This window comes from Mesorhizobium kowhaii, assembly GCF_042431665.1.
Taxonomy (GTDB): Bacteria; Pseudomonadota; Alphaproteobacteria; order Rhizobiales; family Rhizobiaceae; genus Mesorhizobium; species Mesorhizobium kowhaii.
Map to the genome: position 1 here is coordinate 60,245 of NZ_JBHLYT010000002.1, position 19,063 is coordinate 79,307.

Below are 19,063 nucleotides of genomic sequence, written 5' to 3' on the forward strand. Positions count from 1 at the left end.
ACGGGTCGCTGCAGGTCTCGTCCCGCGATATGCGTGACATCAGTCCTCTCCCCGAAGCCGGCGCTGAGCTGGCGATAGCACCAGCCGAGCCGCTTGCGCCGCCGCGGCCATCGGCCTGGAACCGCAAATGGACGGCGGCGATCGTCGCCTCCTGCCTGCTCCATGCCGCGGTGGCGGCGGCTTTTCTGATTTCGCCTTCAGGGACATTCGATACCCAGGGCGCCATGCAGTCGGAAGGCAGCGATCAGTCGGGCACAAATGTTGTCGGCAGCGCACTGGATCGGGACCCGGCAGTAATGAAGGTCACGCTGGTGCCGAACCCGCAACCGACCAAACCAGAGCCGGTAAAGGCAGCCAGGCCGACGCCACCAACCGAACCTTCCCAGCCCGCGAGGGACGCGACAAAGCAGCCCGTCGAGCCTTTGCCGGAAGCCGTTAAACAACCAGCGGTGACGCCGGACATACTGGTGGCCGGCGCCCCACGCTCCGATGACCAGAGCGTGGCTCCGAAGACTGAGACGCCGGCACAGCCGACTGTTCAGGCCGAAAGTACCGAGGCGCCTGCCGCCGTTCCAGAGCAGCCACCGATCCCAAGCGCCAGGCCAAGTCCGGCAGCCGCGCCGCCCAGAACCAGCCAATCGGATGAGAAGCGCGGCACGGCGGACGGCCAGGACCGGTTGGCGCAGGCAGCCAGCAAGGGCAAAAAGCAGAAAGAGGCAGGCCGCGCCGCGGAAGACAGCTACCGCGGCGACGTCATCAGAAAGCTCAGCCGTGTCAATCGTGGCGTTCCGCCTTCAGTGCAATTGGCCGCTCGCAACAATGCCGTTGTGACATTCGCCATAGGCAGCCGTGGCGGCATCGACGACCTGCGCATTCTGCAAAGCTCCGGATCGCCAAACTTCGATCAGGTCGTGCTCGGCATCGTCCGCAAGGCAGCGCCCTTCCCGCCAATTCCATCACAAGCCGCAAGCAATAGTTTGGTGTTCGAGGCCGAAATCGGCCCATTTTGAATGTGCACAGAACAATCTGCTGCGGCGCCAACCATCAACATCCGCATGAAAGGAACCGCCATGTACATCGCCATGAACCGCTTCAAGGTGCAGAACGGCTCGGAGGCTGACTTCGAAGCCGTCTGGAAGAACCGCGATTCCAGCCTTGCGGAGATGGCAGGCTTCCGGGAATTCCATCTGCTGCGCGGCCCGGTCAACGAGGCTGAAGGCTACACGCTGTTTGCCTCCCACACGGTGTGGGCGAGCCACGATGATTTTGTCGCCTGGACCAAATCGGAGAATTTTCGCGCCGCCCACAGAAATGTCGGCACGACGAAAGTCCACTATCTCGGCCATCCGCAATTCGAGGGCTTTTCCGTCGTGGAAGGTGCCTGAGGTGACAAAGCCTCCCGAGGACCCCGCGCGCAGCATTCCGGTCCTGCCCTCACCCGACATTGTGGAGACGCGCGATTTCTATCGCGACGAGCTCGGCTTCGGTGTCGTCGAGCCGGAGATGGACGACTATCTGATCGTGCGCCGTGGCGACATCGAGATCCATTTCTGGAAGAGCGACGACCGCAAGCTTCCAGAAGTCTCGTCCTGCTACATCAGGGGCGGCGAGGTGCCGGCACTGCATACCGAATTTTCAGCGCGCGGGGTGGGGCAGCTCAGTCCGTTCACCTTGCGGCCGTGGAACATGAAGGAATTCTATATCCGGGACCCGCACGGCAATTTGCTGAGGTTCGGCTGCGCACCCGAAGAGGTGTGAGCAGCCGGCCATTGGAGCAATTCCAGCAAAAATGTGAAACGGTTTTCCCGGGAAAAGCGCGTAGCGCTTTCCCTTAGGGAATTGCGTCAAAACAAACAGATAGAGCGGCTCTGCGTTTCCGTGAAACGATGAACCGCTCTAGGAGCCGGCCAGCAGGCTGGCATTGCCGCCTGCCGCGGTGGTGTCGACGCAGACGGCGCGTTCATGCGCATAGGCCGCCGGGTTGAGCACCTCGCTGACCAGCGGCACGATCGGGCCGGTGCGGTCGGCGATGACCTTGCGCACGATGCGGGCAGCCTCCGGTGTGCCCGAGAAAGCAACGACATCGACGCGCAGCGAGCGCGCTTCGACCGGATCGGGCCGGCCGTCTATGGCGGCCAGCGGCAGGCCCTTACCGGTCAACGCCGAGAGTGCCGCCGGTGCGCCGGGCGCCACCGCCAGCACCGCATTGCCGGCAGCGAGCGCCTGGATCGTCTGCGCGAGCAGCGTGTCGCCATCCGGGCCAAGGCACAGCACCCTTCCGCGCGGTGACAGCGACAGCGTGTTGGCCTCGCCGGTCGGCCCGGGCAGGTCGACCTGGCCGAAGTCGATGCCGGCGGCGGCACCAATCGCCGCCGCACCCTTGCCGCGCAGATGCTTCCTCAGAATGGCGACCCGGTCGGGCCGCGTCGACCAGCCGCCCAACGTCGGATCGGGCAGATTGTCGGCAAGCTCGGTCGCCGTCACCTTGTGGCCTTCGGCAATGTGCGTGCCGGCCTCCGGCCCTTTGCGGAAGCGGCGGAGATAGTGCGGGCCGCCGGCCTTCGGCCCGGTGCCTGACAGCCCCTCGCCGCCAAATGGCTGCGAACCGACGACGGCGCCGATCTGGTTGCGGTTGACGTAGATGTTGCCGGCATGGATGCCGTCGACGAAATGCTGGACGCGGCCCTCGATGCGGGTGTGCAGGCCGAAAGTCAGGCCATAGCCCTTGCGGTTGATGGCGGCGATGACCGCATCGATCTCGTCGGCGTCGAACGTCGCGACATGCAGCACCGGCCCGAACACCTCGCGCTCCATGTCCTCGATGCCCTTGACCCGGAAGACATGCGGCGCGACGAAGCGGCCATCCTTCGGTGCTTCGAGCTTGGCGATCAGCCGGCCCTGCAGTCCCATCTTCGTGCAGTACTCGCGGATCGAAGTCTGCGCCTCGTCGTCGATGACCGGGCCGACATCGGTCGAAATCCGCCAGGGGTCACCGATGCTGAGCGCCTCCATGGCGCCCTTCAGCATCTCCAGCATCTTCTTCTCGACGTCCTTCTGCACATAGAGCACACGCAGCGCCGAGCAGCGCTGGCCGGCGCTCTGGAAGGCCGAGGCCAGGATGTCGCGCACCGCCTGTTCGGGCAGCGCGGTGGAATCGACGATCATGGCGTTGAGACCGCCAGTCTCGGCGATGAGCATGGCGTCGGGCGCGGCTGTCTCGGCCAGTTGCTTCTCGATCAGCTTGGCGACCTCGGTCGAGCCGGTGAAGCAGACGCCGGCAATGCGTGGATCAGCAGTCAGCGGGCCGCCGACCGAGGGGCCGTCGCCAGGCAGAAGCTGGATGACATCTTCCGGCACACCGGCCTCGCGCAGCATTTCGACGGCGCGGAAAGCGATCAGTGGCGTCTGTTCGGCCGGCTTGGCGATCACCGAATTGCCGGTGACGAGTGCCGCCGCGATCTGGCCGGTGAAAATGGCGAGCGGAAAATTCCATGGTGAAATGCAGATGATGGCACCGCGCGCCTGCGTGCCCGGTTCGGCATTGGCCGCCTCGGCAGCGTAATAGCGCAGGAAGTCGACCGCCTCGCGCACCTCGGCCACACCGTCGGCCAGCGATTTGCCGGCTTCCCGGGTGGCCAGCGCGAAGAACTCGACGGCGTTGGCCTCATAGAGATCGGCAGCGCGGTTGAGGATGGCGGCGCGCTCGGCGGCAGGACGCTTTGCCCAGGTCGGCTGTGCCTCGACGGCAATGCGCACGGCGGTCGCCACCTGCTTGGCGGTGGCTTCGCTGACCGTGCCGACCACTTCGGAAGGCTTGGCCGGATTCACGATCGGCCGCTGCTTGCCATAGCCGGCGGCCCGCGTGATCGGCTTGGCATGCCAGCGGTCGGGGCCTGCGAACGCCGCCCTGGCCTTGTCGATCGCCGCCAGCGTCACCGTGTCGGTGATATCAAAACCCTTCGAATTGCGGCGCCCAGCGCCGAAGATCTGGGAAGGCCGGGCAATCGCCGGATTGGCGGCGGGGCCTTGGTCCTCGACCGTTTCGAGCGGATCGCGGGCGATGTCCTCCGGCTCGACCTCCTCGTCGGTCAGCTGATGCACGAAGGAGGAATTGGCGCCGTTCTCCAGCAGCCGCCGAACCAGATAGGCAAGCAGATCGGAATGCGCGCCGACCGGCGCATAGATGCGGCAGCGCGTGCCTTCGGACCGGCGCACCGTCTCGTGCAGCGCCTCGCCCATGCCGTGCAGGCGCTGGAACTCGAAGGAATCGCGGTCTCCCGACATCGACAGGATAGCGGCAACGGTGTGGGCGTTGTGGGTGGCGAATTGCGGATAGATGCGGTCGGTCATCGACAGCAGCTTCTTCGCGCAAGCCATGTAGGAGACGTCGGTGTTGACCTTGCGGGTGAAGACTGGATAGCCCGTGAGCCCGAGCGTCTGCGCCCGCTTGATCTCGGTGTCCCAATAGGCGCCCTTCACCAGCCGCACCATGATGGTCCGGTCGTATTTCTTGGCCAGCGCATAGAGCCAGTCGATGGCAAAGGCGGCGCGCGGGCCATAGGCCTGGACGACGACGCCAAAGCCGTTCCAGCCGGCAAGCTCCGGCTCGGCCAGCACGCGCTCGATCACATCGAGCGACAGATCGAGGCGGTCGGCCTCCTCGGCGTCGATGTTGAGGCCCATGCGCGAATGCCGCGCGGCGAGTGCCAGCGACAACAGCCGCTCGGCCAAGACAGGCAGCATTTCGTCCTTCTGCGCCACCTCGTAGCGCGGATGCAGTGCCGAAAGCTTGACCGAGATGCCGTGATTCTGGCGAATGTCCGGCCCGTTGGAACCCGCGTCGAGCGAGGAAATCGCGTCGGCATAGGCCTTGTGATAGCGCAGCGCGTCAGCCTCGGTGCGGGCCGCCTCGCCCAGCATGTCGAAGGAATAGAGATAGCCCTTCTGCGTCATCGGCCGGCCGCGCTTGACGGCCTCGGTGATGGTACGGCCGAGCACGAACTGCTCGCCCATCTCACGCATGGCTGCGGCCACCGCCTTGCGGATGACCGGCTCGCCCAGCCGGCGCACCATTGAGCGCAGCGTGCCTTCGATGCCGCCCTCGCCTTCATCGAGGACGCGGCCGGTCAGCATCAGCGCCCAGGTCGAGGCATTGACGAAGATGGAACTCGAACCACCGGAATGCGCCGACCAGTCGTGCGGCGCAATCTTGTCGGCGATGAGATCGTCCATCGTCTCGGTGTCGGGCACGCGCAGCAGCGCCTCGGCCAGGCACATCAGCGCCACACCTTCCTTGGTGGAAAGGCCATAGGCGGAGAGGAACACTTCCATCAGCCTTGGATCAGATGAGCCGCGCACCGCCCGCACCAGATCGGCGGCGCGGGCCGAGATCGCCTTGCGGTCTTTCGCGGAAAGCCCGGTCGCCTCGGCCAGTCGCCTCACGGCTTCGTCTTCGTCGGGCAGATAGTTGGCGCGGATCTGCTGGCGGATGGCATCAAGCGCTGGCATGGCGGTCCCATGGATCGAGCAAAGGGGATCGGGCCGGCGGTCACCGGACCGAATGGCGCAAGCTAGCACAGGTGCGAATTTCAGTCGGTCCGAAGAAATCGACATTTTGGGTCATTCGATCTATCATTGCGGTCCAGAATTGGCAGATGGACTGCACTTTCGATGACAGAAGACCAATTGGACCGCATCGACAGGAACATCTTGTCGGCATTGGCAAGCGATGGCCGGCTTTCGATGTCCGAACTGGCGGCAAAGGTCGGCCTGTCGAAGACGCCGGTACAGGCGCGGGTGAAGCGGCTGGAGAAGGACGGCTACATCAGGGGTTACCAGGCGATCATCGACCGCGAGCGCATGGGCGAAGGCCATGTCGCCTTCGTCCAGGTGAAACTGTCCGACACCCGATCAGCCGCGCTCGATGCCTTCAATCGATCCGTGCAGGGGGTGCCGGAGATCGAGCAGTGCCACATGATGGCGTCGAGCTTCGACTATCTGCTGAAGGTCCGCACCCGGGATATCGCCGCCTATCGCCGTGTGCTGGGCGAGCGCATCTCGGCCTTGCCCCATGTCGCCCAGACCTCGACCTTCGTGGCGATGGAGACGGTGAAGGACCGGTAGATCACTCCGCCAGCGTCTTCAGGAAGGCCACCAGTGCCGCACGTTCGCGGTCCGACAGCTCCAGCGGATGGATTTCGGATGTCCCCTCGACACTGGGCGCTGCCTTGGCGTAATGCGCGACCACCTCGTCAAGCGACGAGAATTGCCCGGCATGCATATAGGGTGGGCGCGTCGCCGCGCCGCGCAACGACGGTGTCTTGTAGGCCCGGATCAGCTGCGGCGCGTCCTTGACCATGAAACGCAGTTCGCCACAGGCGCTGGCATCGCCGTCACGGAAGGCGCCTAAACAGTTGAACGGGTCGGCCTCGACCTGCGCCACCGCATCGATGCGGCCGCGATCCGGCGGCAGATCCGCAACGGGCGGCACGCCGGTGTTGTGAAAACTGTTGTCGGTGAAGCGCGGGCCATCGTGACAGGTCACGCAATTGGCCTTGCCGATGAACAGTTTCAGACCGAGGATTTCCTCCTTGGAAAAGGCCGCATCGCCTTTTGGCTCGGCGCCGGTGACGAGGTCCAGCGCAAAGCGGTCGAAGCGCGTCGGCGCCGGCTCGATCGATCGTTCGAAGGCGGCTATCGCCTTGCCGATATTGGCATAGACGCCGTTGATCGCGTCGCGCTGCGCGCCGCTCATCGCGTTCCAGGCGGCCTTCTCGGCATCGTTTCCGAGCGGGCTGGCATTCAACGGCATGCCGGCGAAATCGGGCAGCGGCCCGAAGATGCGCTCATAGCGCTCGCCGAATCGCGCCTTGATATAATGCGCATAGGCGGCGCGGTTTCCCGCCTGCTCCAGCGGGTTTTCGAGCGGCGTCAGCGCTTGCGCCCACAGGCTGTCGCGGCGGCCATCCCAGAAGAACCAGGGATCGCGCGCGACGCCGGCCAGCGGCATGGTGCGCCGATTGGTGTGGCCGACGCCGACTGCTTGCGGCAGGTCGTCCTGGAACTGGCGGTCGATCTTGTGGCAGGTCGAGCACGACACCGTGCCATCACGGCTCATCCCCTGGTCGAAGAACAGCGTCGAGCCGAGAGCGGCAGCGGCCGGCACATCGGCAAAACGATTGGTGGTGTCGGGCTTCAGCGACGGCAGCGCCGACAGCGCCAGCGAGGCGATGGTCTTCTTTTCGGTATCGGAAAAATCCGGCTCTCCGCACCCGGTAAGGATGACCGCCACCATCAGCGTCAGAACACGCGGAAAGTGCCTCATCGGTCGCTCACAGCACCACGTTGAACAGCACCGTGTCGGAGCCGGCCGTGGCCGAGATGGCGAAGTGCAGTTGCCACCAGCCACTCATCGTGAATTTCACCCCTTCGATCCGATAGCGCCCGTCGCCGAGATAGTCGGTCGCTTGCGGGCTGGTCGGCAGGCCGTGATTGTGCTGCGGCATGCCGCCGGAAATCGCGATCGCGGCCCCCTCCACCGGCGCGCCGGCTTTTGTCTTCAGGGTCAGCAGCCAGGATTCCAGTTCGCCTTGCCGCACAACGCCCCGCTCGGGCGAAAAGCTTGCCACGAAAAGCCCGTTGTCGGTGTTCTTCGTCCGCGACACATCCGGGACGGCAGGCTGCGACGATCGCGGCGCCGTCAGATAGACGACCGCGAGAATGCCGACCAGCAAGGCAGCCAGACCAAGACCCGCCAGAAGATAACGCCATAACGATGCCAAACCGGTTCCTCTTCTGCAGACAACGTTTTGCCGGACGGATCGCGTCCCGCCAGCTTGTGGGAAAACGCTGTGGCGGAAAAAACCCTGCTTGCCAAGCATGGCGCTGCCGGTGGCAAAAAGCTACAGCACCGGGATCATTGGAGGATTGCAGATGGCGGGAAACGGCGTCGCCTCGATCGGCGAATGCATGCTTGAACTGTCGGGCCAGACGGGGCCGAACTGGCGCATGGGCTTTGCCGGCGACACGTTCAACACGCTGTGGGCGCTGCACGCGTTGAGCACTGAGCGGCCAGCCACCTATGTCTCGGCCTTCGGCGACGATCCCTTCTCGCAAGGCCAGATCGGTTTCTTCGCCGAAAACGGCATCGGCATCGGCTCCAGCCCGATCATAGCGGGGGCAAGGCCCGGCCTCTATGCGATCACACTGACCGGTGCCGAGCGCTCCTTCACCTACTGGCGCGGCGACGCCGCCGCCCGGCAGCTCGCCTCGGATCCGGCCGCATTGTCGAAAAACCTGGAAAATCAGTCGCTTGTATATTTTTCCGGTATCACTTTGGCAATTCTGGAGGACGCCGCGCGCGCCACGCTATTGGCGGCTGTGGCCAAGGCGCGCGCGGCTGGCTCGACTGTCGCCTTCGACCCCAACTACCGGCCGCGGCTCTGGCGCCGGCGCGAGGATGCGCAGGCAGCGATCGCCGAAGCGCTTGCCGTCTCCGACATCGCCTTGCCGACCTTTCCCGACGAGCAGATGCTGTTTGAGGATGCAACGCCGCAAGCGACCGCCGAACGGCTCGGGCAAATGGTCAGCGAGGTCGTCGTCAAGAACGGCGAGGCGCCGGCGCTAATTGCCGAAAACGGAACATTGCACGACGTGCCGGCGATCCATGTCGAGGCACCCGTCGACACAACCGGCGCCGGCGATTCCTTCAATGGCGCCTATCTGGCCGCACGCCTCGCCGGCCACGCCCCGGCAAATGCCGCATTGCGCGCCCATCGCGTCGCCGCCGCCGTGGTACAGGTGCGCGGCGCGCTGGCGCCGTTCGAGACGTTGCGAGCGGCGTTCGAAAACGAATGACCTGAAGAACTACGGAAGCCGGAACCGATACTCCGTCACATGATGGTAGATCGCGCCCGGCCACAGCGTTGCCTGCGGGAAATACGGCCGGTTCGGCGCATCCGGCCACACTTGCGGCTCCAGGCAGAAACCGCAGAAGGCCTTGTAGTCTCGTCCTTCCAACCCCTTGCGCGGCGTCACGTACTGGCCGGTGTAGAGCTGGACTCCGGGCTCCGTGGTCCAGACCTCCATCTCGACACCGGAACTCGCCCCTTGCGTCCAAGCCGCCTGCTTGAGCGGCCCGCGCGTCGGAGCGAGGCAGAAATTCTGGTCGTAGGGCAGCTGTTCGCCCTCGGTCTCCATGCGCAGCGACCGCGCCTGACGAAAATCGAAGGGCGTGCCGTCAACCGGCTTGACCACGCCGGTCGGGATCATGTCGCCATCGACCGGCAGATAGGCGCCGGCATTCAGCATCATCCTGTGGTCGAGAATGTCGCCAGCGCCACCATCATCCAGGTTGAAATAGGAGTGCTGGGTGAGATTGCACAGCGTCGGCTCCTCGCAGGTCGCGGTCAGTTCGACGCTGAGCGTGCCGGGGATCTTCAGCCGGTAGGTGCAGGTGACGTCGAGCGCGCCGGGAAAGCCCATCGTGCCGTCGGGATCATGCAGCGTCAGCGTGACGAAATCCCTGCCATGCAGCGAAACCGTCCACGGCCGGTGGAAATAGCCTTGCGAACCGCCATGCAGCGTATGCTTGTCGAGGAAGTTGCGTTCGGTCTGATAGCGCTGGCCGGCGATGGTGAAGCGGCCGTCTCGGATGCGATTGGCATAGCGGCCGACAACCGCGCCGAAGAAGGCGGTGTCGGTCTCATAGGCTTCCAAATTGTTATAGCCGAGCACCAGCGGCGCATCGTGCCCGGTGAGGCGCAAATCCTGAATGATCGCGCCCAGCCCGATGATGTTGGCGGTGAGACCACCGCCCCTGATCATGAAGCGACGCACCGGCTCGCCTGCCTGCGTCGTGCCGAAAACCTCGCCGTCCTTCATTGCCATGCCCGCAAACGCCAGTTGATCCAGAGGATTTCGGCTGGTTTTCTCGACCCAGGTGAGCAGGTCACATATCTGCCCATCTGGGGATAGTGTATCAGAGGCCGAGGCCGCCGATGCAGACATATTTGGTGTCAAGGTAATCCTCGATGCCCTGATGTCCGCCTTCCTTGCCGAGGCCGGATTCTTTGACGCCGCCGAACGGCGCCTCGGGCGTGGTGATAAGGCCTTCATTGACGCCGACCATGCCGTATTTCAGCCCTTCCATGACGCGGAAGGCGCGGCCGAGATCGCCGGTGTAGAAATAGCAGGCGAGGCCGAATTCGGTGTCGTTGGCGAGCGCGATTGCCTCTTCCTCGGACTCGAACTTGAACACCGGGGCGACCGGGCCAAAGATCTCTTCCTTCATGAAGCGCATCTTGGGTGTCGCGTTGGCAATGACCGTCGGCTGAAAGAACGAGCCGCCGAGCGCGTGGCGCTTGCCGCCGGCAACGATCTTGCCGCCCTTGGCAGTGGCGTCGGCAATCAGCTCTTCGACCTTCTCGACTGCCTTCTCGTCGATCAGCGGTCCCTGCTGCACGCCGTCCTCGAGGCCGGAACCGACCTTCAACCCGTTGCTGGCGGCAGCGAGCTTCTCGACGAACCTGTCATAGACGCCAGCCTGAACCAGGAAACGGTTGGTGCAGACGCAGGTCTGGCCGGAATTACGATATTTGGCGGTGATCGCGCCGGCGACCGCACGTTCGAGGTCGGCGTCGTCGAAGACGATGAACGGCGCGTTGCCGCCGAGCTCCATCGACACCTTCTTGACGGTGACGGACGACTTCTGGATGAGAAGCTTACCGACCTCGGTCGATCCGGTGAAGGTGATCTTCGACACCAGAGGATTGGCGCAGATCTCGTCGCCGATCTCGCTGGCCGAACCGGTCAGGATGTTGATGACGCCCTTGGGGAAGCCGACTTCCTCGGCAAGCGCGCCCCAGGCCAGACCCGAGTACGGCGTCTGCGACGCAGGCTTGACGACCGCGGTGCAGCCGGCGGCAAGTGCCGGTCCGAGCTTGCGAGCCAGCATCGAGGACGGGAAATTCCACGGCGTGATGGCGGCGATGACGCCGACCGGTTCCTTGGTCACCAGGATGCGGCGGTCGGCCCAAGGCGACGGCACCACGTCGCCATAGGTGCGGCGGCCTTCCTCGGCGAACCACAGGATATAAGAGGCGGCCGAGCCAATCTCGCCCTTCGATTCGAACAGCGACTTGCCCTGCTCGATGGTCAGCAGCTCGGCCAGCACATCCTGATTGTCCATCATCGCGTCGTGCAGCTTGCGCAGCAGCTTCGAGCGCTCGAGCGCGGTCGTCTTGCGCCACGACTTGAAGGCGGTTTCAGCGGCCTCGATGGCGCGGCGGGTCTCGGCCTTGCCCGACTTCGGCACGGTCCCGATCTTGAGGCCGGTGGCCGGATTGTTGACATCGACCGTCTGGCCGCTGTCGGCCTGCACCCATTCGCCATTGATGAGATTGGCCTGCCGCATGAAATGGCTGGTTTTCTGAAGCATGGTCTATCCTCCGTTTGGCGCACTGACGGGCCGGTCTGTGAAGTCTTCGGCGAGCGTGCGCAATGGACTGAAGCCGGCACGCCAAAGCCACTGCTCTTTACCTAGGGCAAGGCCGGCAAGCAATCGCAAGATGGCATATAGGGGTTGGGCCAGCGGGAGACGAGGGCTGGCAGGCATGAACGGGTCTCAAATATCCCTACCCGAAAACCTGCACGACCACCGTCAGCCAGAAAGCCGTGGTGACGGCGGCGCAGGCCGTGGCGATGGTCATCTGGTTCGACGCCAGCGCCTGGCCGGTGTTGAACTGGACGGCGATGAGATAGGAATTGATGCCGGATGGCAGCGCCGCCACCACGACCGCCACCTTGGCCGTCAGGGGCGGCAGGCCGAGCAGCCAGACGAAGGCAAGAACCAGCGCCGGCATCAGGAACAGCTTCAGCACCGAAAGCGCCAGCGCCGGCCGGACATTGCCGGAAATGCCGAAACGGCGCAGGCTGAGCCCCATGGCAAACAGCGCCACCGGCCCGGCCGTAGCGGCCAGCGCATCGACCAGCCGCATGACAAGGTCGGGCAGCGGCGCGCCGCTGAGGCGCCAAGCGAGCCCTGCCAGAATGCCGATGATCAGCGGATTGATGAACAGCCGTCTCAGGAAACTGCGGATGATGCGCAGGGGATGCATGGTCTCGACGCTGCCGCGACCGAACATCTCGAAGAGGACGATCGAAGCCATCATCATGATCGGCAGGTGCACGGAGACGAGCAGCGACAGCACTTCGAAGCCGCTCGGGCCGAAAATGCCGAGAATGAAGGGAGCGCCGAGCAACACGACATTGGAGTAGGCCGACGACACGCCGCCGACGACCCCGGCACGTGCATCCCGTCCGAAGATCCGCGTGGTGACGAGATGGCCGGCGGCCCAGGTGATCGCTACTGCCGCGAAATAGGCGCCCCAGAGGGACCATGGCGCGACACCGTGGAAATCGGCATTCACCATGGTCTGGAACAACAGCAGCGGCATCGCCACGCTGATCGCAAAATCGGATATCCCCTCGCCGCTCGCCGGTCTGAGATAGCCGGTGAACCCGGCGAGATAGCCGATCGCGACAAGGCTGAAGACGAAAAGGACGGTTTCGGTGAGCGGAGACATTTTTCCCGTGATAGGCGAGCCACGGTCGCGGCGCAATCGCGCCTGAATTTGATCATGCCCGAATTTGATCATGGTAGACTGGCAGCGTTATAGAGGGTTTGGATTATCAGGGCGGGCGCGAACGACGGGTTGATCACTGGCGAGCGGCGGCAGCTGCTGTTGACCATTTCCGACCTGCCCGACCCTAAGCGGGCGCAAGTAGAGCTGGCCTCGCTGCAGGAAGGCGTGCCGCTCGACGCGCTCTATGGCGTGCTGAAGGCGCTCGGCACGGAAAAAATCCCCGAGGATCCGACAGATCTGCAAAAGGTGCTCGACGCCCAGGCCGAGCGCCTGAAGAAGATGATGTCCGAGCGCGCCGCGCTGCGCACCGACGATCCCGAGATCAAACGCTTGGTCGCCTCCGCCGACAAGGCCATCGGCCAGGGCGCCATCGTGACGGCGCGCAAATTCCTGGATGACGCGGTCGGCCGGGTCGAGCAGACAAGCGATGTGGTCGATGAAGCTGAAGGCCTCGTCAAGCAGAAGCGCCTTGCCGATGCCGCGATCTACGCCAGGCGGGCCGATGCCTCGGCGCTGGTCTTCGACTACAAGTCCGCCGCCGGCGATTACGCCAAGGCGTTTTCGCTGGCCGAAAAGTGGGACGACAAGCTGCGCTGGAACTACAAGAGCCAGGAAGCCGAGGCGCTCAACGCTTCCGGCAATGCCACCGGCGATCTCGATGCCCTGCAGCATTCCATCGAGGCCTATCGCGTCATCCTGAACTTCATCCCCAATGGCGAACAGAACCGCGAGCGCGAGACCGAAACCGCGCATCTCGAAGAAGCGGCGCAGATCTTTCGCGATTCGCTTGTCGTGTTCGAACGCGTGAAGGATGACATCAACTGGGCTGCGGCCCAAGGCAATCTCGGCAATGTCCTGTTGACGATCGGCGAACGGCAGAGCGACCCGAAGCGATTGAATGAAGCGGTGACGGCAATGCGCGCCGCGCTGGAGAAACGACGGCGCGACAAGGTACCTCTTGACTGGGCGTCGTCGCAGATGAATCTCGGCATCGTGCTCTACGCGCTGTCCGAGCGTGAGCCAGCCGGCGAACATCTGGCGCAAGCGGAGGCTGCCTACCGGCTGGCACTTGAGGAATACACACGCGAGAAAACTCCGGTGGAGTGGGGGATGGTCGAGAACAATCTCGGCAACACGCTTGTGACGCTTGGCATCCAGCTCAACGACAAGGCAAAGATCGATGAGGCGGCCGATGCGTTCCGCGCAGCGCTCAAGGTGCGAACCCGCGAAACCTTTCCGGTGGCGTGGGCGACTACCCGGCTCAACCTCGGCAACGCGCTGAGTGGCGTCGCACGCTTCGACATGGGCACCGATGCGCTCGAAGAGGCTGCCTCAGCATATGGCGATGCGCTGACGGTGTTTACCCGGCAACGATTTCCGAAGGACTGGGCATCCGCCCAGAACAATCTCGGATCTATCTATCAGACGCTTGGCCAGCGCACCCGCGATGTGGCCATGCTCGATCAGTCGGCAGCATCGTTCCGGGCAGCCCGACAGGTCTATGTCAGACGAAAATTCCCGCTCGACTGGGCAGCAAGCCAGCACAGTCTTGGCAACACGCTGCGGGTTCTCGGCGGTGTGACCGACAAGCCGGAATACTATGGCGAGGCCATCGCCGCCTTTCGCGATGCGTTGCGTGAATACAAGCGCGAGACGAACCCGCGGCAATGGGCGCTGACCCAGGCAGGCCTCGGCTCGACGCTGCACTGGCTGAGCATGAGCAACGCCGACCCTAAGACCTTGCTTGAGTCCATCACCGCGCGGCGGGCGGCACTTGAAGTGTTGACCATCGAAGCCGCACCCGTCGACTGGGCCAACGCCCAGAACGGCATCGGCATGAGCCTGCTCAACCTTGGCAATCTCCAGCGGACCGACAAATATCTCAGCGATGCCGAGGCAGCCTTCACGGCAGCGCTGAAGGTGTTCACCCGCGAAAGCCAGCCGATGCAGTGGGCCTTCGAACAGAATAATCTCGGCGACATCCATTGGAACCGCGCCAGCTATGGCGGCGGCAAGGCCGAATATCGAAAAGCGATCGAATTCTTCGAGAGCGCCAAGCAGGGCTTTACCGAAGCCGGCTACACGATGCCCATCCCGCTGACCGACAAGAAGATCGATCTGGCGAAGAAGCAAATGGCGAAGAAGTAGGGCTCCACCCGACCGCGCCTTGTCTTTCGACTGGCTTTACCTTCCCTATATGCCCGGTCACCGGAACCCATTGCCGGGAACCGGAGAAGGATGGCCTATGATTCGATTTGTGCTGGCTTTGCTTCTGCTCGCCATCCCGGCCGCAGCCCACGCCACAGACGCCGGCTGGGCGCTGTTGCGCGATGGCGGCCATGTCGTGCTGCTTCGCCATGCCATGGTCACCGGCACCACCGATCCGGCCAATTTCGACATCGACAGCTGTGCCACCCAGGTCAACCTGTCGGCGCGCGGTAAGCAGCAGGCGAGCAAGATCGGCGCCCTGTTTGCCGCCCGCGCGGCACCCATCGAGCGTGTGCTGTCCAGCCGCTATTGCCGCTGTCTCGACACCGCGCGCATCGCTTTCGAGGCCGAGCCGGAGCTCTTCGCGCCGCTCGATCTCCTGAAGGGCGATGAAACGCAGAAAGCCGCGCAGATCGCGGCGATCATGAAGGAAATCCGCGCCTATTCCGGCTCCGACAATCTGGTCATGGTCACCCATCTGGAAGACATCGTGGCGCTGACCGGCGTCTCGCCGCGCGAAGGCGAGGCCGTGGTCGTCGAGCCGCAGGGCGACGGCCTGCGCGTGCTCGGCCGGGTCACCTTCTGACAGGCTGGCGCTTCGTCGTCGACGTTGGGCGCGGTGTTGCCGAAATGCCACCGCCGAAAGAAGCCGTAAATAGGCCACGACAAAGCCGCTTGCGACAACCCGTCGCAGGGTCTATAGGCGCGCACCCGGTCACGAAAACCGAAGTGAGCACAACGGTTGGAGCTTTCGTCTCCGCCCGTGCAGGCGGCTTTGCCGCCCTGTATACGGTGCCGCTTAGGGGATTGGGATCGTGGATGTAGCTCAGTTGGGAGAGCGCCGGACTTGGGTCCGGAGGTCGGGGGTTCGAGTCCCTTCATCCGCACCACGGATAGCTCAGTTTGGTTAGAGCATCAGATTCATAATCTGACTGTCGAAGGTTCGATTCCTTCTCCATTGGCTGACAAGCCAGCACCCTGCCAGGTGTTATCTGAAAACGGTCCGGGGACTGGAATGCGAAAGACCTGACGGACGATCCAAGCCCTCGGGCGCGGATCATCTTGAGAGTCTTTCGCCATCGGCTTGCGGCCAGGCCCGCGGTGATGGTCAAGGCGCAGTGTCGCCGGCAAGGGAGGCCAAGGCCTCCGGCGCCCGCTTCCCTGCCCCGCGATCCGCTCCCGAGGGCCCGCCACGGATTGATGCCACCAGTCCCCGGATCATTCGTGCCCGGACCATGACGTTAGAGACGATGTGAAACGAGAAACGAAAGGAACGATCGACGCATGACTTGACGCCTCGCATGGGGCCATGCCCGACAGGAGTAAGACAATGACCATTCTCGACAAGGTTCTTGGACGCGAGCGCGTCCTCGTAAAGGAAAACGAACGTGCCCTCACCCTCCACAAGGGTGAGATCAAGGCTGTCCTGCTGCCGGGCGAATATTGGCTCGCCAACCGGCGCGGAAGCCTTGAGGTGTCACGGCACGATCTGAAGAACCCGGAATTCGTTTCGGCATACGAGAAGGCGTTGTTCGACAAGCTCCCGAATATGGCCGCGCGTCATTTCACCGTCGTTCGCACCGGGCGCACGGACGTCGCCGTCATCGAGCGTGACGGCAACCTGCATGCCGTGCTGGCGCCGGATCGCAAGCTCGTGCTGTGGACGGATGCCGGTCCGTGGAAGGTGACGTCGATCGACACGTCGGCCGATCTCGCCATCGATGCGGCGGTCATGCGCCGGCTCGGCCAGGCCCGGAAGACGGAATTGATGTCCGTCCATCCGGTCGTCGACGGCCAGGCCGGACTGCTGTTCATCGACGGTGTCCTGGTCAGGACGCTGACGGCGGGCGTGCATGCTTTTTGGAACGTCGGACGCATGGTGCAGATCAAGGTCGTCGACCTCAAGCGCCAGTCGCTCGACGTTGCCGGGCAGGAAGTGCTGACCAAGGATCGCGTCACGATCCGCGTCAACATCGCCGCCGAATACCGGGTCGTCGATCCGGTCAAGGCGGTGAGCGCTGTCAAGGACTTCTCCGAAGCCCTCTACCGCGCCCTGCAGTACGCCTTCCGCAAGACGCTGAGCGCGCTGACGCTCGACCAGATCCTTGAAAAGAAGGTGACGGTCGACGAGGAAGCGGCGGCAAAGGTCCGCGCCGACATGGCCGAGATCGGTGTGGAGGTCAGCGATATCGCCCTCAAGGATGTCATCCTGCCGGGCGAGATGGGCGAGATCCTCAACCAGGTGGTGTCGGCTGAAAAGCAGGCCGAGGCCAACATCATCCGCCGCCGCGAGGAGACGAACGCCACGCGTTCGCTGCTCAACACGGCCCGGGTGATGGCGGAGAACCCGGTGATGCTGCGGCTGAAGGAGCTCGAGGCTCTGGAAACCATCGCCGGCAAGGTCGAGCGGCTGACCGTCCACAATGGAACGGGCGGACTGCTCAACGACCTGGTCAAGCTCCGCGACGGCTGAGCTGACGTAACGTCAATGGGAAGAGCCGCCGGTCAACCGGCGGCTCTTCTTGCGTTTCCATAGGGCGCTTCCCATCTGCGCCCGGCGTATCAGGCCTTTTCCTGCCGGGAAAAACCGATTAGACAGCGCCCAAACACATGCGGACAGATTCCGCCCGCAACCGAAGGAAAAGCCCTTGTCCACCACGTTCGACAAAGTCGCCAAGATCATTGCCGACACCAGCGAGATCGATATCGACACCATTACGCCCGAGAGCCACACGATCGACGATCTCGGCATCGATAGCCTCGATTTCCTCGACATCGTCTTCGCCATCGACAAGGAATTCGGCATCAAGGTGCCGCTGGAAAAGTGGACCCAGGAGGTCAATGACGGCAAGGCTTCGACCGACGATTACTTCGTCATGAAGAACCTGTGCGCCAAGATCGACGCGCTGGTCGCCGCCAAGACCGCCTGACGTCAGTTGAGCGCGCGACCTTGACGCGCTCTGCCGCCTGACCCACAAAGCCGCCCATGAGCAGCCCCCACGACGTCGTCATCACTGGTATCGGCCTTGTCTCCTCGCTGGGAGAGGGTCCGGACGCCCATTGGCAGAAGCTCGCGCAGCCGGGTCTGCAGCCGGTGCTCGAAGCCGCGCGTTTCGCGCCCTACACTGTCCATCCGCTGCCCGAGATCGACTGGAACCTGCAGATCGCCAAGCGCGGCGACCAGCGTCAGATGGAGACCTGGCAGAGGCTCGGCACCTATGCTGCCGGCCTGGCGCTGGACGATGCCGGCATCAAGGGCAATGACGAACTCTGCGCAACCATGGACATGGTGGTGGCCGCCGGTGGCGGCGAGCGCGACGAGGCGGTCGACGCCGCCATTCTCGCCGCTTCGGAAAGCCGCAACGACCGCGACGTGCTGCTCAACGAGAAGCTGACCACCGAACTGCGGCCGACCCTGTTCCTGGCCCAGCTTTCCAATCTGCTCGCCGGCAACATCTCCATCGTCCACAAGGTGACCGGCTCGTCCAGAACCTTCATGGGCGAGGAAGGTGCGGGCGTCGCCGCCGTCGAGACGGCCGCCGCGCGCATCCGCTCCGGCCAGTCGACGCATATCCTGGTCGGCGGCGCCTTCCAGACCGAACATTCCGACATGCTGCTCGGCTACGAGCTTGCCGGTTATTTGCATCGCGGCCCGTGGAAGCCGGTCTGGCAAAGACAGGGCGCTGAAGGCGGCGGCGTGGTGTCAGGCTCCGGCGGTGCCTTCCTGGTGCTGGAGCAGCGCGAACACGCGACAAGCCGTGGGCGCAAGATCTATGCCGAGCTCGGGCCGATCGTCTCCGGCCGCGCCAGGCGGCGGCGGGGCGAACTCGACGCGGAGATCGCCGCGCTGCTCAGCCAAGCGGCGCTGCCGAACGGCAAGCTGCTTGCCCTGTCGGGCGCGTCGGGCGCGCATGCCGCAACCACCGCCGAGAAAGCAGCGCTCGATGCCAATCCGGCGATCGCTTCTCGCGGCTTCTCGACGCTGACCGGACATATGAAGGAAGCGCAGTTTCCGTTCGCCGTAGCGCTGGCCGCACTCGCCATCGACCGCAAGGCCGCCTACCCCGTTTTTGATGCCGCTGCCGAGACGCCATTCGAAGGCGTTCCCGCAACCGTCCTTGCAACGGCTATCGGCTATCACCAATTCGAGGGCATGGCGCTGGTCAACGCCGCCTGAGGCGGTGCTCCGCAATCCATGCTGTAACGATACT

At 64.0% G+C, this 19,063-nt stretch carries 16 protein-coding genes and 2 tRNA genes; 12 read left to right on the forward strand and 6 right to left on the reverse strand.

The features are described 5' to 3' along the window. Positions 1-29 precede the first annotated feature (29 nt). Genes ACFFNA_RS01025 through ACFFNA_RS01035 form a run of 3 tightly spaced genes read left to right on the forward strand, consistent with a single transcriptional unit; the run spans position 30 to position 1,758 of the window. Complete coding sequence (locus ACFFNA_RS01025; RefSeq protein WP_378914929.1) at positions 30-1,010, forward strand: TonB family protein; 981 nt, start codon at positions 30-32, stop codon at positions 1,008-1,010. A 60-nt stretch (positions 1,011-1,070) separates the two neighbouring features. Further along, complete coding sequence (gene hmuQ, locus ACFFNA_RS01030; protein ID WP_111547652.1) at positions 1,071-1,385, forward strand: heme-degrading protein HmuQ; 315 nt, start codon at positions 1,071-1,073, stop codon at positions 1,383-1,385. A 1-nt stretch (position 1,386) separates the two neighbouring features. Further along, entirely contained in the window at positions 1,387-1,758 is a 372-nt protein-coding gene (locus ACFFNA_RS01035; RefSeq protein WP_378914931.1) for a bleomycin resistance protein, read from the forward strand. Between the two features lie 138 nt (positions 1,759-1,896). On the opposite strand, the gene putA is transcribed toward ACFFNA_RS01035, so the two are convergent. After that, complete coding sequence (gene putA, locus ACFFNA_RS01040; RefSeq protein WP_378914933.1) at positions 1,897-5,508, reverse strand: bifunctional proline dehydrogenase/L-glutamate gamma-semialdehyde dehydrogenase PutA; 3,612 nt, start codon at positions 5,506-5,508, stop codon at positions 1,897-1,899. A 162-nt stretch (positions 5,509-5,670) separates the two neighbouring features. Between putA and ACFFNA_RS01045 the strand changes: the two genes are divergently transcribed. Beyond that, complete coding sequence (locus tag ACFFNA_RS01045; protein WP_111547436.1) at positions 5,671-6,123, forward strand: Lrp/AsnC family transcriptional regulator; 453 nt, start codon at positions 5,671-5,673, stop codon at positions 6,121-6,123. A gap of 1 nt (position 6,124) precedes the next feature. Here ACFFNA_RS01045 and ACFFNA_RS01050 read toward each other — a convergent pair whose 3' ends face one another. Further along, the gene (locus tag ACFFNA_RS01050) at positions 6,125-7,324 is read right to left on the reverse strand and encodes a cytochrome-c peroxidase (RefSeq protein ID WP_378914935.1); all 1,200 of its coding nucleotides are present in this window, start codon (positions 7,322-7,324) and stop codon (positions 6,125-6,127) included. A 7-nt stretch (positions 7,325-7,331) separates the two neighbouring features. Next, a complete protein-coding gene (locus ACFFNA_RS01055) occupies positions 7,332-7,781 on the reverse strand; it encodes a FixH family protein (RefSeq protein WP_111547438.1) in 450 nt (149 codons plus the stop codon). Between the two features lie 151 nt (positions 7,782-7,932). Between ACFFNA_RS01055 and ACFFNA_RS01060 the strand changes: the two genes are divergently transcribed. Beyond that, entirely contained in the window at positions 7,933-8,856 is a 924-nt protein-coding gene (locus ACFFNA_RS01060; RefSeq protein ID WP_378914937.1) for a sugar kinase, read from the forward strand. Positions 8,857-8,865: 9 nt separating this feature from the next. Here ACFFNA_RS01060 and ACFFNA_RS01065 read toward each other — a convergent pair whose 3' ends face one another. The 3 genes from ACFFNA_RS01065 to ACFFNA_RS01075 all read right to left on the reverse strand — a co-directional run bounded on the left by ACFFNA_RS01065 (position 8,866) and on the right by ACFFNA_RS01075 (position 12,584). Continuing rightward, on the reverse strand, positions 8,866-9,888 hold the full coding sequence (locus tag ACFFNA_RS01065) for an aldose epimerase family protein (RefSeq protein ID WP_378914939.1): 1,023 nt from the start codon (positions 9,886-9,888) through the stop codon (positions 8,866-8,868). A 91-nt stretch (positions 9,889-9,979) separates the two neighbouring features. Continuing rightward, positions 9,980-11,437 carry an NAD-dependent succinate-semialdehyde dehydrogenase gene (locus ACFFNA_RS01070; RefSeq protein WP_378914941.1) on the reverse strand — a complete coding sequence of 486 codons (1,458 nt, stop codon included), beginning with the start codon at positions 11,435-11,437 and terminating at the stop codon, positions 9,980-9,982. Between the two features lie 196 nt (positions 11,438-11,633). Continuing rightward, positions 11,634-12,584, reverse strand: a complete 951-nt coding sequence (locus tag ACFFNA_RS01075) for an AEC family transporter (protein WP_378914943.1) — start codon at positions 12,582-12,584, stop codon at positions 11,634-11,636. A 159-nt stretch (positions 12,585-12,743) separates the two neighbouring features. Between ACFFNA_RS01075 and ACFFNA_RS01080 the strand changes: the two genes are divergently transcribed. The 7 genes from ACFFNA_RS01080 (at position 12,744) to ACFFNA_RS01110 (ending at position 19,029) form a co-directional block, all read left to right on the forward strand. Continuing rightward, positions 12,744-14,792, forward strand: a complete 2,049-nt coding sequence (locus ACFFNA_RS01080) for a tetratricopeptide repeat protein (protein ID WP_378914945.1) — start codon at positions 12,744-12,746, stop codon at positions 14,790-14,792. 97 nt (positions 14,793-14,889) lie between these two features. Continuing rightward, the gene (locus ACFFNA_RS01085; RefSeq protein WP_111547444.1) at positions 14,890-15,438 is read left to right on the forward strand and encodes a histidine phosphatase family protein; all 549 of its coding nucleotides are present in this window, start codon (positions 14,890-14,892) and stop codon (positions 15,436-15,438) included. Between the two features lie 229 nt (positions 15,439-15,667). Next, positions 15,668-15,742: transfer RNA gene (locus ACFFNA_RS01090), tRNA-OTHER, on the forward strand. A 1-nt stretch (position 15,743) separates the two neighbouring features. Next, positions 15,744-15,810: transfer RNA gene (locus ACFFNA_RS01095), tRNA-Met, on the forward strand. Positions 15,811-16,182: 372 nt separating this feature from the next. Then, positions 16,183-17,325: a slipin family protein gene (locus tag ACFFNA_RS01100; RefSeq protein ID WP_378914947.1), complete on the forward strand. Its 1,143-nt coding sequence runs from the start codon at positions 16,183-16,185 to the stop codon at positions 17,323-17,325. A 175-nt stretch (positions 17,326-17,500) separates the two neighbouring features. Next, complete coding sequence (locus tag ACFFNA_RS01105; protein WP_010909964.1) at positions 17,501-17,782, forward strand: acyl carrier protein; 282 nt, start codon at positions 17,501-17,503, stop codon at positions 17,780-17,782. A gap of 56 nt (positions 17,783-17,838) precedes the next feature. Beyond that, positions 17,839-19,029 carry a beta-ketoacyl-ACP synthase gene (locus tag ACFFNA_RS01110; protein WP_378914953.1) on the forward strand — a complete coding sequence of 397 codons (1,191 nt, stop codon included), beginning with the start codon at positions 17,839-17,841 and terminating at the stop codon, positions 19,027-19,029. Positions 19,030-19,063: the final 34 nt, after the last annotated feature.